The sequence below is a fragment of the Hyphomicrobium denitrificans 1NES1 genome (assembly GCF_000230975.2).
Classification (GTDB): domain Bacteria; phylum Pseudomonadota; class Alphaproteobacteria; order Rhizobiales; family Hyphomicrobiaceae; genus Hyphomicrobium_B; species Hyphomicrobium_B denitrificans_A.
This window is the reverse complement of the sequence record NC_021172.1, coordinates 387080-402000: the sequence shown is the minus strand read 5'-3', so window position 1 is coordinate 402000 and position 14921 is coordinate 387080. Positions and strand designations below refer to the sequence as shown.

Below are 14921 nucleotides of genomic sequence, written 5' to 3'. Positions count from 1 at the left end.
GCGTTGCGAACCTAGTAGCCGGAGGAATACTGGCGGGTCGCGCGAATGAGTTCATGCACAATTCCAGGCTCCGTCATCGCGTGGCCCGCATCGGTCACGACGCGCAACTCTGAATCGGCCCAGGCATGATGCAGCAGCACCGCGCTTCTGATCGGCGTCACGACATCATAGCGCCCGTGCACGATGATCCCTGGAATTCCCTTGAGCCGGCTGGCATTGAGCAGAAGTTCGCCGTCACGACGAAAAAAGCCACCATTCACGAAGTAATGGCTTTCAATCCGGGCGAACGCGACGGCATACGCGTCGGCGCCAAAGCGGGAGACCCGTTCAGGCTCCGGAACCAGCGACAATGTCGTGCCCTCCCAGATGCTCCACGCCCGCGCAGCCGCCATGACGGTTGCAGGATCGTCCGAGTTTAAGCGGCGATGATACGCGGCGATCATGTCATCGCGCTCGCCGTAAGGAATGCGGCGCTGAAATTCGGCGAATGCTTCCGGATAAATCCAACTGCACCCATCCTGGTAGAACCAGCGAAGCTCAGCCTTCGTGATTAGAAAAATGCCCCGCAAGATAAGCGCGCTGACCCGTTCCGGATAAGTTTCTGCATAGGCAAGCGCGAGCGTCGATCCCCACGAGCCGCCGAAAAGCTGCCAGCGGTCGATGTCGAACTCCAGACGAATGCGCTCGATGTCCTCGATCAGATCCTGCGTCGTGTTGTTTTCGATGGATGCATTCGGAGTTGACTGACCGCAACCGCGCTGATCGAAGAGCACGATCCGGTACCTGTCGGGATTGTGAAATCGGCGCATGGTCGGATTGCTGCCGCCGCCTGGACCACCGTGGATGATCAACACCGGCTGGCCGCGCGGATTTCCGCACTCCTCGACATAAAGCGTATGGCCGCCGCCAACCGACAGACGATGCTCTCGGTAAGGAACGATCGGCGGATAGAGATCGAGCCGGTCTCTGATAGTCATGTTTTCGCAGCTTTCGATCTACGCCTATGCAACGGATACGTTCTCCAGCCGCGCCGCCGCGGGCTGATGGATAACGAGTTTCTCGCAAAGCGCTGGATGGCTCGGACCGAACTCAGAAACACAACGCCCGCAAAAGCATTAAGCGTTCGGCGTTGGAGCATCAAGTGCGCGCGTGTTTGCGAAGCTCTAAACGCTGCATCTGCCGATCGTAAATGACCTCCCCACCCGGAACGCGGATATCACGTACGATTTCGAGCGCATGACGCGATGTGCCGGGGCGCAGAATGCTAACACCGAGAGCGACCGCAAAAGATGCCGGCAATCCCAAAATACCGGCGATAGGGCTCGGGGTGCCGATCGCGCCGACCTCGCTCAGCAGGATTGCAAGGGCCGCAGCGGCAAATCCGGCCACCACTCCCGCAATCGAGCCGCTGGCAGTCAGGCGCTTCCACCAGATCGATAGTACCATGACAGGAAATAGACTGGCGCCTGTGATGGAAAGTGCCCAAAGCACGAGTCGAAGGGGATCGGTCGGTGCGATCATCGTCAAAGCGGCTCCGCAGACCGCGACGACACCGACAAAGCTGCGTGTGATCCACACACGCGCCTCCGGCGCGACGGGCTCCCATGACATGCCTTGCACGACGTCTTCGCCGAGTATCGCCGCCAGCGAAATCATGGTGGAACCCGCCGTCGCCAGTGCTGCGGCAAGCGCCCCCGCGAGCAACATATACGTAAATGCCTGCGGCAGCCCTGTCGCAATCGGCAACGCGAACAAGACGCCGTCACGATCGAACTTCAGCCCGCTGAACCCGAGCCGCACAGCCGTCTGATCGAACGCGACGAGATGGGCGGCCGCAGCATCGTAAAGCCACCTTGGCAACGGCCCAAGCCGCTCGCTTATGACCGCTTCGAGCGCGAAATCCCGCATGAAAATGGCGACCGATGATATCGTAAGGAGCGCCAGACCGGAAAACACCGTTGCCCAGCCGAGTGCCTTGCGCGCTTCGTAGACGCTCGGCGATGCAGCAACGCGCGGCAGCAGCCACGGCGCCGCGCTGATCCCTGCGGCGATCGCAAATGTACCTATTACGAAACCGAGAGTTCCAACCGCGCCGAACGGTTGCGTATAAGGCTTCACCAGCGTCGCGAAGCCTTCTCCGGGAAGATCGAACGCCAACGGCCAGACGTTGATGAGTTGCAAGCCTTCGCTGGTTTCGTTGCGAACGAGGCCGCGCACCATCGGACCGTTGGCAAGCTGCGGGATCGGCAAATTGGTCACGATCACGCTGATCGTCGTCACGACACCGAGCAAAGCCAGAAAGAGCGCGATCGACTGAGCGACGCCTGCCCACGTAAAGGACCGCTTGCCGCCGGCTGCAGTTGTAATCGCGACGCTCAGCGCCAGAACACACACGATCAGATTGGGATTGAGCGCAATCAAGCGCCCGGCGACGCCGGCTCCGATGCGAAGCTCCGCAGACAGAACGAGAAGCATAGGCACCGCCGCGACGACGGCGGTAACGATACGGAGCGCACGGCTCTCAAAACGGCGGCCGAGATAGCTTGGCACCGTAAATGCGCCGAACTTCCGATAGAAAGGAGCAAGCACGATGGCCATCACGACGAATCCCGTGAGAGTTCCCATCAGAAGAACCAGCGCATCGAAACCAGCAAAGAAGAACGCCCCTGTTCCAGCGACGACGAATGTTCCGCCGAGTGCGGAAGCCGCAAGCAGAAGTCCGGTATAGGCGGCAGGAACACGCCGTCCGGCCGCGAAATAGTTGAGCGCATCGTTCGATCCGACCGACAGCCCGATCCCCGCATAGATGAGGATCGGAACAGCAAAGAACGCAACCTGCAAAAGCGTCTCGCTGAGCCTCAGTTGCTCGAAAATCAGGACGAGCAGAAACAGCGCCGTGAACAGCGCCGCGAAAATGCTGAAGTAGGTTCCAAGGCGCGGATTGACCACTCTCGCGCGAGCACCGAACGCCATGCCTGACCCTTACATCTCCTCGTGGGCACCGTGCCAGTGATCGATCGCATTCTGTCGATTGACGTAGCTCGCGACCGTCACGACGGCGATTGCAAAAAAACCGTGTGCCGCGAGGAAATAGCCGAGCGGGAAACCGAGGAATCGGTTGGCATTCAACTGGTCGGCGTAAAGCGGCAACACGATGACGATGGCAAGGAACGGGATCAGACTGGCGAGAACCTGCCACTTCGTGTGCCGCCAGTAAGGCTTGCGCTCTTTGCGTTCGATCATTTGATTATCCCCCCGATCGGCTTTGGCAGCCGACACTTCAGACTATGCCCGTCAACATAGGCTTTTGTCGAATCGTGACGGCGGGAAACCCAACTCCATGTCGTTGCCGACCCGATCCCGCTCGCCAAGCCATCAATCGCACGCAGAAGCCGAAGCCCGCGGCTTCCATACGCGAAGCGCAACCTGCCGGAGTTCGCGAACGGCAAGTCCTGCAAATTTCACTGGTGGGTGATCGTCACCTGTTGGCTGACCCATCCACTGACGCCAAGACTGATGGGGGATTTGGGCTGCTGGCCGGCCGCCGCCCGATTTGCTTCCAATTGATCTATTCGCGACGAGAGATCGTCTGTCGACGACTTGGCCGGCGAGCCATCGTTTCCCGAAGGAGCTGACATGGAGCTGGCAGGGATGGACGTATCAAGAGCACGTGTGTGGGTGTCATCAGCGGCGACCTGAGCGCTCGCAAGAACCGAAGCCGCGACAACCATCAAGCTGAAGACGCGTGCAGTTGGCATCATGACTTCCCCCCAGTCGTTCGATGGCGGCCTTGGCTTGCCGCCCGGTGGATCAAATTACTTATAGCATGAAGCAAGATCTCGGTGACAACCAGACGGGACTCAGGAAATCCGCCGCAGCCAACCGGCTGAATTGACAGATCAGCCGGTTCCGGCGTTTGCACCGGGACCTAAAACGTGCCAGAAACCGCGGCGGACAGGCATCCGCGGGCGTAGTTCAATGGTAGAACGGCAGCTTCCCAAGCTGCATACGAGGGTTCGATTCCCTTCGCCCGCTCCAACGATTTGAAAGCCTCACCGAGCCGCTCAATGGAAGCACGAGGATGTCCGGCGCGAGGCGGCCGGCCCGTCGCCTATCGCGCGCGACCAAACCAGAAAACACTCACGACAGCCGCAAAGCGCAATCTTATCAGCAAAAATGTGCCGCTGTAGCAAAGCTGCAACGCCCGGGATTATTTGTGTGCAGAATAATTACCTAGGAACATATCGCATATCTCCGAAGCGTCGCCACCCGATAGCCTGCTGCGAAGGCAACCGCGAGCATCGATTAAGATCGCTTGCCATGCCTTGAACCTCCTTTATCTATCCCGATTTAAGTCCCTCGATCCAACTTGCCCGGACCGAGGAAACTTCGCCCTTGGAGCAAACAGAAAGCCCCAATTTTGCCTATGGAAATGGCCGACCTGAAACTCCTCATCGATACCGTGCGCGATGAGCTCCAATCGATGCAGCATCAAGGTAAAGTTGCGGACTACATCCCGGAGCTCGCGAAAATCGATCCGAGAAAATTTGCAATCTCGATCACGAACATGAAGGGCGAGACGATCTCCACCGGAGACGACAACGAGCGTTTCTCCATACAAAGCATCTCCAAAGTCTTCAGCCTCGCCCTCGCACTTGGCAAGGTTGGCGACGGACTATGGAGGCGCGTAGGACGCGAACCTTCAGGCAGCGCTTTCAATTCGATTGTCCAGCTCGAACACGAGCGGGGAATTCCTCGCAACCCATTCATCAACGCCGGCGCCATCGTCGTGGCCGACGTATTGCTCGCCGGACACCAGCCCCGTGAAGCGATCGCCGAGATCTTGAGATTCGTGCGGATCGCGGCAAACGACGATACGATCATGATCGACCCCGCCGTAGCGCGCTCCGAGCAGGCAACGGGCTTTCGCAATTTCGCCCTCGCAAACTACATGCGTGCGTTCGGAAACCTGCACCATCCGATCGAATTGACGCTCGGAGTCTACTTTCATCAATGCGCAATAGAGATGACCGCCCGGCAGCTTTCGGAAGCCGGAGTTTTTCTCGCAAACGGCGGCCGCGACCCACGTAGCGGTCTGACCATCGTGTCGAAAGAGAGAGCGCGCCGGATCAACGCCGTGATGCTGACTTGCGGCCATTACGATGGGTCGGGAGACTTCGCATACCGCGTCGGACTACCCGGCAAGAGTGGCGTCGGCGGCGGCATCTTGGCCATTGTTCCCGGAGAAGCTTCTATTGCCGTCTGGTCCCCTGCTCTCAATGCGCGTGGAAATTCGTTATTGGGAACGCGTGCATTGGAACTCATCGTACGCGAAACCGGCTGGTCGGCATTTTGATCGCTGATGAGCAACGACATGAAGCGATCGGACGAGCCGGGTGGAAGATCCACGCCATTTGACATATAGAGAGTCTGCGTCGTCCACCGCTCGCATCCGGCCCTGAAATCGTGAGACTTAAAAGCTCGGAGCTCCGCCGATGAATGCACAAGCCTTGGAAGCCTGGGCGCCGCGCGTCCTCAGCATCCTCCGAATCGTTGCCGCCGTGCTCTTCTTCGAACATGGCCTGCAAAAGCTTTTTGGATTTCCGCCCCGTCCAGAGGGCGCACCAGGCCCCGAGATCGTGTCTCTCCTCGGAGCAGCTGGCGTCATGGAAATCATTGGCGGGGGACTTCTCATCCTCGGCCTCTTCACGCGGCCGGTCGCATTCCTGGTCGCTGGAGAAATGGCAGTCGGTTACTGGGTGGCTCATGCTCCGAAGAGCCTTTTCCCGGCGCTGAACGGCGGCGATGCAGCGATCCTTTACTGCTTCATCTTCCTGTACATCGCCTTCGCCGGTCCAGGCCCGTGGAGCCTGGATGCCAGACGTTCGGCGCTCTGAAACGAAACAGCAGCAATCACAACGGCAGTAAGCAATCCCGTCGGAAACTCCGGCGGGACTGTGTCTTATCAGGAACGGTCACATCACCAGCCGTGCTCGCAAGCGATCGTATTCTTGGCCGGTAATTGACCCGGCAGATTTCAGCTTATCGAGCTTCACGATTTCATCCGCGGGACTGTAGCCGACGATTCGCCGAAGTTCGGTTTGGGCGTGCGCGATCTGGGCTTCCTTGCGCTCGGCCATTCCCCAGGATTGCGTGAGAATGTACGCAAAGACGCCGATATACGGCAGCGCAATGAGTACAATTACCCAGAGCACCTTGCCGAGCGCGGATATATCGTGGCGGTTGAATAGATCGCTGAATATCGTAATCAACAAATAGAGCCACACGAACAGCATGAATATCGCAAGCGCATCTACCAGAAAGTTTGCGAATGTAAATCCACCATCAAACAGCATTGGAAATCTCCACGGTCTGATTGAACGCAGGGGTATAAGGAAGCAAGCGACCGCCCCAAAATGCGCGCCGCTTGCTTCAAAGCGCGATTATTCCGCTAGCAACCGCGACGCCAAACGCATCGACGGAAGTTCGGACCGCCCCAGCCCCAGCGCCATGCGCAAGAACGCCGGATTGCCACGCAGCTGCCGACGACCACGCCGCCGCCGTAGAATCCCCAGCCGGGACCGTACCAGCCGCGACGCCAGCGGCGCCCATACCAGCCGCGTCGATGCCATCCGCCGTGCCAGCCGCGATGACCCCAGCCGCCACGATGCCCCCAGCCGCCGCGATGCCGGACTTGCGTGACGAGGGACTGATTATCCGCAGCAACAGAAGGGTTTGGGGTGATTGGTGCTGCCGTTGTCGCTCCGGACAACATAATGGCTGAAGCGGCAACGAACGCCAGAGCGAGGTTTCTCATGAATCCTCCGGACCTGCCTGATAAGCGTGCCCCTGCGTCAAGCCGATGGATCGCACGCTATGACAAATACGAGGTCGCTGCCATTTCTTTTCTGCAGGGATTAGTTTCAATTGCCGCCTTCTTCACTCCGAAAAAATCCAAACAGCGATCCTTAATCTGGAATTGATCATAAGCGGGGGCGATAAGCGCATTCCCGCTCATGTTGTAAAGATCATTCCATCAGTTTGTAATAATCCTGAACGCTCTCCCAGGAGTTATGAGAGTCCAACAATTCTCGGAAATACCACGTATTTTCAACGATCTTCGCACTTGCAGAGCACGTGACAGCCTCGCGCACGCTTATAGGCCCTAAATGCTCGCATACGAGCGCCTCTAAACCGTCACAAAAACCCTATGGCGCCGACCGAACCGATTGCCGGAGAGAGAGATGTCGCCGCTTCATGGACGATCCGCGCAGGCCGTGAAAAGCCCAGCTGATTTACTACCCGTGGACGATGCTCAACTTGCAGATGCAGAGCCTCCCTCTGCTCTCGATCTCCTTCAGCTTGGAATTGAGAACGCAAAGATGGGGCAGCTCAACGCTGCCGCAGAGGTGCTGGCGCAATCGATTCTGAAAGACCCGCTTTCGGCCGACGCGCATGAAGCCCTGGCGACCGTCCTCCTCGCTTTGGACAACGTCGAATATGCCTGCAAGGCCAAAGCCAAGGCCGTCGGCCTCGGCTACAATTCTCCCGCCGATTGGGAATTGCTCGGCGACATGTTCGTAGCGCTTGGACAAGCGGACGATGCAGCACAAGCCTTCGGCACGGCATTGGCGCTGCAGCCCGCAGGCTCCCCGGAATTGGAACGAAAACTGCGTATCGCTGCAGCCGCTTCGAGCTTTGCCGCGTCCGGCAGCGAAATGCCTGACACGTCGGCCCCGCTGGCGAGTCCGGCGGCGATGCCCGACGACATTCCCGGAATCTGGAATAGCGTCACCTTGGTCACGATCGAACCAGCCGGCAACCCGCACACGGCATCGTTCCATGATCTCATCTCGAGCTTCGATAGCGCGCTCCGCTCACTCGGGATCGCAGTGCGCCAACGGAAGAACGAAGTCGGTCTTGAAGGCGTGAACCTGTTGATCGGCGCGCATCTCATTACATCCCGCGAGAGCGCCGACCGCATTCCGCAAAATACGGTGATTGTGAATCTCGAGCAGCTCCGCGGATTCAACATCGGCGCACGCCCGATCTACACGAGCTTGATGCGCCGGCTCGCTGTGTGGGACTACAGCCCGCGCAATATCGCACAGATCAAGAGCCTGATGCACAATCCCTACGTCAGTCGCTTCAGGATTGGCTATACGCAGGAAATGACGCGCTGCCTGTCACAAACGCCGACGACCGATGTGCTCTTTTACGGCAGCCTCAACGACCGTCGCACGGCCGTATTGAAAGGGCTTCATGAAGCCGGCCTTAATGTGAAGCATCTCTTCAGCGTCTATGGCGGCGAACGCGACGCTGCGATCGCGGATGCCAAGATCGTGCTCAACATGCACTTCTATGAAGACAGTCTCCATGAAATCGGGCGCACCTCCTATCTTCTCGCAAACAGTAAGGCCATCGTAAGCGAATGCGGCCCCAATACTGAAATCGAGGACGACATTCGCGAGGCGATGATAGCGGTTCCCTATAAGGACATCGTCGCGAGCTGCGTTGCCTTGATCGCCGACGAGCCGCGACGGCTGGCGCTGGAGAAAAAAGCGTTCGAGATATTCTCGAAGCGCAATCAGGCTGAAATGCTACACGAAGCAATCGTCGCGACGGCGTTCCCGAAGATTGCGTGAATGCGCAGTTGCGCCGCTTTGCGCAGCATTCCGTCGCCGGAATTGAACGCAACGAATCGATAGCAGACCGTCAGCCAGCTTAATGCGTCCTTGACACCGGATGCACCCGGGTCCGACAAGCACCGGCTTGACACGGGACCGAAACCCCCGCACGTCAAGCCTTCCTGCCTTTGAGCCCGCTGACGAGACGGGGACTGCACATGACCGCACCGAAAATCAAGCTGCACAATGGTGATCTCCCCGCAGGGCTGACGTTCCCGAACGGTATCGCCATCGACACCGAGACGATGGGACTGAACCCACACCGCGACCGTCTTTGCCTAGTGCAACTTTCAGGTGGCGACGGCACCGCCCATCTCGTCAAGTTCGACGGCAGGAGCTACGACGCGCCCCACCTGAAAGCTCTTCTTGCCGATCCGAAGACTCTCAAGATCTTCCACTTCGCCCGCTTCGACGTCGCCGTACTCGAGCACTATCTGGGTGTCGCAACGAGCCCCATCTACTGCACGAAGATCGCGTCCAAGCTTGCCCGCACCTATACCGACCGGCACGGTCTCAAAGACCTCGTTGGTGAAATTTTGGGTATTGAACTCTCCAAGCAACAGCAAAGCAGCGACTGGGGCGCCGCCGAGCTTTCCGACAGCCAGCGGAGCTACGCCGCAAACGACGTGCTGCATCTTCACGCGATCAAGACGAGGCTCGACGAGATGCTGGCCCGAGTCGGCCGCCAAGACGTGGCGAAAGCGGCATTCGGGTTTATTCCGACGCGGGCGAAACTTGATCTCCTGGGATTCGAAGACGACATTTTCGCCCACTAACGGTTGCCCAAGGCTGAATGATACACGTCGTCATGGCCGAATTTGCTGGCCGGAGCGGGGTTGTCCCAAAGTCTCCCCAATTGCAGCCGACATTGGGACGACTTCTGGGGGCAAAATTCATGAGCCGCGATGGCTGCCACATCTGACAGCGCCGTAACGAGCGGCCGTGGGCGCGCGTCCACCAGCAACATCGTGTTTGCGATCGATCGCACGGTGAGCCGCCGCGTGGCGCACAACCACACGAAAACGGTTCGGCGTTTGAAGGTCGCCCTGCCGCTGGTTGCCGCCGGAACCATCGCCGTATTCCTGTTGACGGTCCTGAACAGCGCCGGCATCGGTCCGAAGATGCCGGAGCTCGAGATCCCACAAATCGTCGCCGAAAATCTCAAGATGAAGAACCCACACTACGAAGGGTTCCAGTCCGACGGCGGACGCTATTGGGTGAAGGCCGAAACAGCACAACAGGATCTGAAATCGCTCAGCGTCATCCACCTCGACGGCATCACCGGCGACCTGCTCGACGTAAAGAAGCAGAAAACCCATCTCGTCGCCGCGCGCGGCCTGTTCGACAACAAAGCCAATATCCTTGAACTCTACGACTCGATCCGCGTCACGGGTGACGGCGGGCTGAATGCAACATTGACCCACGCCAAGGTGAGAACCAAGGAAGGGATCATCACATCCGATCGGCCCTCGACGATTGTCATGGGCGCCGGTCAGATCACGTCCAACCAGCTGACGATCCGCCAGAAGACGAAGGAATATACGTTCGTCGACGACGTGCACACACATATCAAGCCGAAAGATTCGGCGCCATCAGGCGATCAGACGCCTGCACAATCGTTGCCCTTCGGCAAATCGGGGGAACCGGTCGAAGTTGTCTCGAGTCGCCTCGACGTCGACGACAATAAGAAAGTTGCATTGTTCACCGGCCAGGTCATCGCGACACAGGCAGGCTCGACGCTGCAGGCGCCGGAAATGACGGTCACGTACGAAGGCGCTGTAGCTCCGCAGAGCGGCGAAGCACAGAGCGCTCGGCAGACACCGGCCGAGACCGGAACGAAGGTGAAGCAGATTATCGCGAAAAACTCCGTGACGCTGACCCAGCCTTCCGGTGAAACGGCGACGAGCCGCACGGCGACATTTGATGCTGCAGCTCAGCTCGCCGTTCTCGAAGGCGACGTCGTGCTGACGCAAGGCACCGACAAGAAAGCCGTCGGAGATCGTGCCGAATACTACGAGGCCGATCAGAAAATGGTTCTGACCGGCCCCGTCGTCGTCACTCAGGGGCCGAATGTGTTGAAGGGCCGGCGCCTCGTCTTTCATCGCGCCACCAACAAAATGCAGCTTACGGCTCCGACCGATTCATCCGCCGGGCGCATTACCGCACATTTCGTAAAGCCGGCGGTAAAGCAGTCCGCAAAGAATTCTGACGCGGACCAAACCGAATCTGCAGAGGGAATCCCGTTCGGCCAAGCCTTCAAGACCGACCCGAATGCTCCCTACGACGTCACCTCGGATCGCCTGGACGTGGACGATAACGCCAAGACCGCGCTTTTCACCGGCGACGTCGTGACCGTGCAAGGAAACTTCACGATCCAATCTGGGGAAATGACGGCTTACTATACGGGGCGTACCGGGCTCGGCACCTCCGACGACAAAGCCAAGTCGGGCGCGTCCCTCACCCATATACGAGCCAAAAAGGCGGTTTCGGTTATTTCGAAGGACGGCCAGAAGGCCACCGGAGATTGGGCGGAAGTTGACGTCAAGACCAATATGGCATCGCTCGGCGGCAATGTCGTGCTGACGCAGGGAAAGAACATCGTGAGAGGCACGAAGCTGCTGATCGACATGACGACCGGGCAAGCGACGATCAAGACCGAGCCCACGGCATCGAGCGCGAGTTCGATGGTTTCGGCAAGCGATGTCGGCAACACCGGCCAGATCATTAAGGCCGACCGGCCGAGCGCGATCTTCTATCCCGGCCAGTTTGGAAAGAAAGTGAAGGGCGAGACAGACGGGACGGACGGGTGGCAGGCCCGTTCGTCACCTTGACCTCGATGACGATTTGAGACCATTTCCCGGAATTTGGGACGCGTGCTGCGTGGAGAGGCGATAAGTGTTCAAGGCCCTACCGATCCGTCTCAAATCGAGAGGCGCTGCAGCCGCCCAGGGCGGCGCGAACGGGCATGTCCGTCTCAACGGCCACACGCCGCAAAACGCCCCTGCCGAGGAAGATCCGCACGCCATCGGCGCCGAGGGCTGGCTCACCGCGTTCGACGTCAAGAAATCCTATCGCAAGCGGATGGTGGTAAAGGGCGTCAGCCTTGCGGTCGGCCGCGGCGAGTCGGTTGGACTTCTCGGACCCAATGGCGCCGGCAAGACAACCGTTTTCTACATGATCACCGGGCTCGTCGCTGCGGACGACGGGCGCATTACGCTCGACGGCGAGAACGTCACCAGTCTGCCGATGTACCAGCGGGCCCGCCTTGGCGTCGGCTATCTGCCGCAGGAAGCTTCGATCTTCCGCGGCCTGACGGTCGAGCAGAACATCATGGCCGTGCTTGAGTTGATTGAGCCCGACCGCAAGGCGCGGCGCGAGCAGCTCGACAGCCTTCTTGAGGAATTTTCGATCACGCGGCTTAGAAAATCGCCGGCACTGGCGCTCTCGGGCGGCGAGCGGAGACGATGCGAAATTGCCCGCGCGCTAGCCTCGCGGCCCTCATTCATGTTGCTGGACGAACCTTTTGCCGGTATCGACCCGATTGCGGTCGGAGACATCCAGCAGCTCGTCCGCCACTTGACGGAGCGCGGGATCGGGGTGCTGATTACCGATCATAACGTTCGCGAAACATTAAGTCTCATCGACCGCGCATATATCATCTACGATGGTCAGGTTCTGACACAGGGCAAACCTTCGGAAATCATATCGAACGAAGATGTGCGGCGGGTCTACCTTGGCGATATGTTCGTTAACACGCGTTGAGTACAGCTGGCCGCTGGAATTGACCTACGGAGCAGCGGGTTAGCGCATGGCGCTTTCGGCCAAACTTGAGCTGAGGCAGGGCCAGCAGCTGGTGATGACACCGCAGCTGCAGCAGGCCATCCGGCTCCTGCAGCTCTCGAATCTCGAGCTTACCGAGTTCGTCGACGCCGAACTTGAGCGCAATCCCCTGCTCGAACGTGAGGAAGCAAGCGCCGGCCCGAAGCCCTCGGAAGAAACCGCACCACCCAATGACAAGCCCGCAGCGGGCGACGAGGAACGTTGGCTGGACCTGAGACAGCCCGTTCAGGATCATACGGGCGGTCTGGACGCCGACTTCGGCAACGTCTTCCAGGGACCGGGTACCGGCGAGCCCGTTGGGAGCGGGCCGACCGCTGGCCTCGGCTGGGCGAACGTTACGCAGCGCATGCACACGGCCGGCGAAGAGGACAGCGATCTGGAGGATTACGTCGCCAACCAGATATCGCTCCGCGATCACCTTACCGCTCAGTTGCCGCTGACGATCACCGATCCGGTCGAACGCCTTATTGGACAATACCTCATCGATCTCGTCGATGAGGCGGGCTACATCCCCGCGAATCTCGAACCGCTATCGGAACGCCTTGGCGCACCGCTGGAACTCGTAGAAAGCGTCCTCGGCAAGCTGCAGACATTCGATCCGCCGGGGATTTTCGCCCGCTCGCTCGCCGAATGTCTGGCTTTGCAGCTCAAGGATCAAAACCGTTACGATCCGTTGATGGCCCAGTTGCTTGCCAACTTGGATCACCTCGGCAATCGCAATCTCGCGGCCCTGAAGAAGGCAGTCGGCGTCGATATGGACGAACTCGCGGATATGATCCGCGAGATCAAGCGGCTTAATCCGAAACCCGGCCTGAAGTTTGGTTCCGTACAAGTGCAGCCGGTCGTGCCGGACGTTATCGTCCGCGCCGCGTCCGACGGCGGCTGGCACGTCGAGCTGAACAGCGACACGCTGCCCCGCGTTCTCGTCAACCGCACATACTACACACGCATCGCCAAGTCCGCGACGAACGAACGCGACAAGGGCTATCTCTTTGACTGCCTGCAGACTGCGAACTGGCTTGTCAAAAGCCTCGACCAGCGCGCGCGCACGATTCTGAAGGTCGCCGAGCAGATCGTGCGTCAGCAGGACAGCTTCTTTATGTATGGCGTGCAGCATTTGCGACCGCTGAACCTCAGAGTCATTGCCGACGCCATCTCGATGCACGAATCGACGGTCTCGCGCGTCACCTCCAACAAATACATTGCAACCCCGCGCGGCATCTACGAGTTGAAGTACTTCTTCACGTCAGCCATTGCGTCCGCCGCCGATGGCGAAGCCCATTCGTCCGAGTCCGTCCGCCATCGCATCAAACAGATGATAGACGCAGAGCACGCCGACGCGGTCCTGTCCGACGATCAGCTCGTCGACAGGTTGAAAAGCGAAGGCATCGACATCGCCCGCCGCACGGTTGCGAAGTATCGCGAGGCCATGCGCATTCCGTCCTCCGTGCAGCGGCGCCGCGACAAGAGACTAGTCGAAAGACTAGGCGGCACGGCCTGATGGAACGTTCTTCGTAACACATTGATTTAAATTAATTTTCTTGTTACAGTTGTTTTTGAAGCGTGATTTGACATTGGAGCCCGTCCCGGCCTAACGCTTTGGCGAAATAATAGGCTTGTAGTCGCCGCATGCGCTTGCAATCGTGTGGGGGAAGCGCCGCAACATCGCGGCGCGGGAACACACGCAGAAAATACAAGCCCCAAGACCCAGCGAGTGCAGATATCCATGACCATCCAAATTACCGGAAAGAATCTCGACGCCGGAAACGCATTCCAGACCTATGCCAGCGATAAGATTCACACGGTTCTGAAAAAGTATCTGGATCGCGTGCCTGACGGACACGTCCGGCTCGAGCGCGAGCGCGGTTTCTTCAAGACATCGTGCTCGGTACGGCTGACGAGTGGTCTCCTGCTTGAGGCCCACGGCGAAGGTGACGACGCCTATACGAGCGTCGATTCTGCGGCACAGCGCCTCGAAACACGGGTGCGGCGCTACAAAAGCCGCATCAAAAGTCATACGTCTGCCGAAGCCGCCGCCCGCCGCAAGGTCGACATGGAGGCGCGCGACTATATTGTGAGCGTGGGCGAGGAGGACCAACCCGAGCACCACGATGCGAATCCGCTTATTATCGCTGAAGGCCAACGTAATATCGGCCATATGACAGTCGGCGAAGCGGTCATGCAGCTCGATTTGTCCGAAGCGCCTTTCATGATTTTCAAGAACGCGGCCCACGGAGGCCTGAATGTTGTTTACCGGCGTAACGATGGCCATATCGGCTGGATTGATGCAGAAATTCCGGCCGCTTCGAAACATGTAGACTGAGGACAATCGGATCTTTGATCATATAGCGCTGGCCGCCATAGTGGGGCGCGTCATGAGATGCGATGGGCGCA

14 protein-coding genes and 1 tRNA gene are annotated in these 14921 nt (G+C 58.9%); 9 read left to right on the top strand and 6 right to left on the bottom strand.

All coding sequences use genetic code 11. From position 1 onward, the window contains the following. Positions 1–11: 11 nt before the first annotated feature. The 4 genes from pip to HYPDE_RS01900 form a co-directional block, all read right to left on the bottom strand. A complete protein-coding gene (pip, locus tag HYPDE_RS01915; RefSeq protein ID WP_015596641.1) occupies positions 12–977 on the bottom strand; it encodes a prolyl aminopeptidase in 966 nt (321 codons plus the stop codon). A 160-nt stretch (positions 978–1137) separates the two neighbouring features. After that, entirely contained in the window at positions 1138–2973 is a 1836-nt protein-coding gene (locus HYPDE_RS01910) for a solute symporter family protein (RefSeq protein WP_015596640.1), read from the bottom strand. Between the two features lie 9 nt (positions 2974–2982). Then, entirely contained in the window at positions 2983–3243 is a 261-nt protein-coding gene (locus HYPDE_RS01905) for a DUF4212 domain-containing protein (protein ID WP_015596639.1), read from the bottom strand. A gap of 218 nt (positions 3244–3461) precedes the next feature. After that, positions 3462–3761: a hypothetical protein gene (locus tag HYPDE_RS01900; RefSeq protein ID WP_015596637.1), complete on the bottom strand. Its 300-nt coding sequence runs from the start codon at positions 3759–3761 to the stop codon at positions 3462–3464. A gap of 203 nt (positions 3762–3964) precedes the next feature. On the opposite strand from HYPDE_RS01900, the gene HYPDE_RS01895 reads away from it, so the two are divergent. The 3 genes from HYPDE_RS01895 to HYPDE_RS01885 all read left to right on the top strand — a co-directional run bounded on the left by HYPDE_RS01895 (position 3965) and on the right by HYPDE_RS01885 (position 5897). Further along, positions 3965–4038, top strand: a tRNA-Gly gene (locus HYPDE_RS01895). A gap of 394 nt (positions 4039–4432) precedes the next feature. Continuing rightward, complete coding sequence (locus HYPDE_RS01890; protein WP_015596636.1) at positions 4433–5356, top strand: glutaminase; 924 nt, start codon at positions 4433–4435, stop codon at positions 5354–5356. A 139-nt stretch (positions 5357–5495) separates the two neighbouring features. Next, entirely contained in the window at positions 5496–5897 is a 402-nt protein-coding gene (locus HYPDE_RS01885) for a DoxX family protein (protein WP_015596635.1), read from the top strand. Positions 5898–5975: 78 nt separating this feature from the next. Here HYPDE_RS01885 and HYPDE_RS01880 read toward each other — a convergent pair whose 3' ends face one another. Further along, on the bottom strand, positions 5976–6356 hold the full coding sequence (locus HYPDE_RS01880) for a PLDc N-terminal domain-containing protein (protein WP_015596634.1): 381 nt from the start codon (positions 6354–6356) through the stop codon (positions 5976–5978). 76 nt (positions 6357–6432) lie between these two features. Next, positions 6433–6726, bottom strand: coding sequence for a hypothetical protein (locus tag HYPDE_RS18610; protein WP_015596633.1), 294 nt, complete (start codon positions 6724–6726; stop codon positions 6433–6435). Positions 6727–7244: 518 nt separating this feature from the next. Here HYPDE_RS18610 and HYPDE_RS01865 point away from each other — a divergent pair. The 6 genes from HYPDE_RS01865 to hpf all read left to right on the top strand — a co-directional run bounded on the left by HYPDE_RS01865 (position 7245) and on the right by hpf (position 14850). Next, the gene (locus HYPDE_RS01865) at positions 7245–8645 is read left to right on the top strand and encodes a hypothetical protein (protein WP_015596631.1); all 1401 of its coding nucleotides are present in this window, start codon (positions 7245–7247) and stop codon (positions 8643–8645) included. A gap of 200 nt (positions 8646–8845) precedes the next feature. Next, positions 8846–9463, top strand: coding sequence for a ribonuclease D (locus tag HYPDE_RS01860; protein WP_015596630.1), 618 nt, complete (start codon positions 8846–8848; stop codon positions 9461–9463). Between the two features lie 129 nt (positions 9464–9592). Beyond that, a complete protein-coding gene (lptC, locus tag HYPDE_RS01855; protein ID WP_015596629.1) occupies positions 9593–11518 on the top strand; it encodes an LPS export ABC transporter periplasmic protein LptC in 1926 nt (641 codons plus the stop codon). Positions 11519–11582: 64 nt separating this feature from the next. After that, a complete protein-coding gene (lptB, locus tag HYPDE_RS01850; protein WP_015596628.1) occupies positions 11583–12449 on the top strand; it encodes an LPS export ABC transporter ATP-binding protein in 867 nt (288 codons plus the stop codon). Between the two features lie 46 nt (positions 12450–12495). After that, positions 12496–14028 (top strand): RNA polymerase factor sigma-54, encoded by a 1533-nt coding sequence (gene rpoN / locus HYPDE_RS01845; protein WP_015596627.1) that lies wholly within the window; start codon positions 12496–12498, stop codon positions 14026–14028. A 225-nt stretch (positions 14029–14253) separates the two neighbouring features. Further along, positions 14254–14850: a ribosome hibernation-promoting factor, HPF/YfiA family gene (gene hpf / locus HYPDE_RS01840; protein WP_041319788.1), complete on the top strand. Its 597-nt coding sequence runs from the start codon at positions 14254–14256 to the stop codon at positions 14848–14850. Positions 14851–14921: the final 71 nt, after the last annotated feature.

What these genes read in the sequence shown, in the direction of transcription:
- pip (WP_015596641.1), bottom strand. Translation starts at nt 977, where the DNA reads ATGACTATCAGAGACCGGCTCGATCTCTATCCGCCGATCGTTCCTTAC.
- HYPDE_RS01910 (WP_015596640.1), bottom strand. Translation starts at nt 2,973, where the DNA reads ATGGCGTTCGGTGCTCGCGCGAGAGTGGTCAATCCGCGCCTTGGAACC.
- HYPDE_RS01905 (WP_015596639.1), bottom strand. Translation starts at nt 3,243, where the DNA reads ATGATCGAACGCAAAGAGCGCAAGCCTTACTGGCGGCACACGAAGTGG.
- HYPDE_RS01900 (WP_015596637.1), bottom strand. Translation starts at nt 3,761, where the DNA reads ATGATGCCAACTGCACGCGTCTTCAGCTTGATGGTTGTCGCGGCTTCG.
- HYPDE_RS01890 (WP_015596636.1), top strand. Translation starts at nt 4,433, where the DNA reads ATGGCCGACCTGAAACTCCTCATCGATACCGTGCGCGATGAGCTCCAA.
- HYPDE_RS01885 (WP_015596635.1), top strand. Translation starts at nt 5,496, where the DNA reads ATGAATGCACAAGCCTTGGAAGCCTGGGCGCCGCGCGTCCTCAGCATC.
- HYPDE_RS01880 (WP_015596634.1), bottom strand. Translation starts at nt 6,356, where the DNA reads ATGCTGTTTGATGGTGGATTTACATTCGCAAACTTTCTGGTAGATGCG.
- HYPDE_RS01865 (WP_015596631.1), top strand. Translation starts at nt 7,245, where the DNA reads ATGTCGCCGCTTCATGGACGATCCGCGCAGGCCGTGAAAAGCCCAGCT.
- HYPDE_RS01860 (WP_015596630.1), top strand. Translation starts at nt 8,846, where the DNA reads ATGACCGCACCGAAAATCAAGCTGCACAATGGTGATCTCCCCGCAGGG.
- lptC (WP_015596629.1), top strand. Translation starts at nt 9,593, where the DNA reads ATGGCTGCCACATCTGACAGCGCCGTAACGAGCGGCCGTGGGCGCGCG.
- rpoN (WP_015596627.1), top strand. Translation starts at nt 12,496, where the DNA reads ATGGCGCTTTCGGCCAAACTTGAGCTGAGGCAGGGCCAGCAGCTGGTG.
- hpf (WP_041319788.1), top strand. Translation starts at nt 14,254, where the DNA reads ATGACCATCCAAATTACCGGAAAGAATCTCGACGCCGGAAACGCATTC.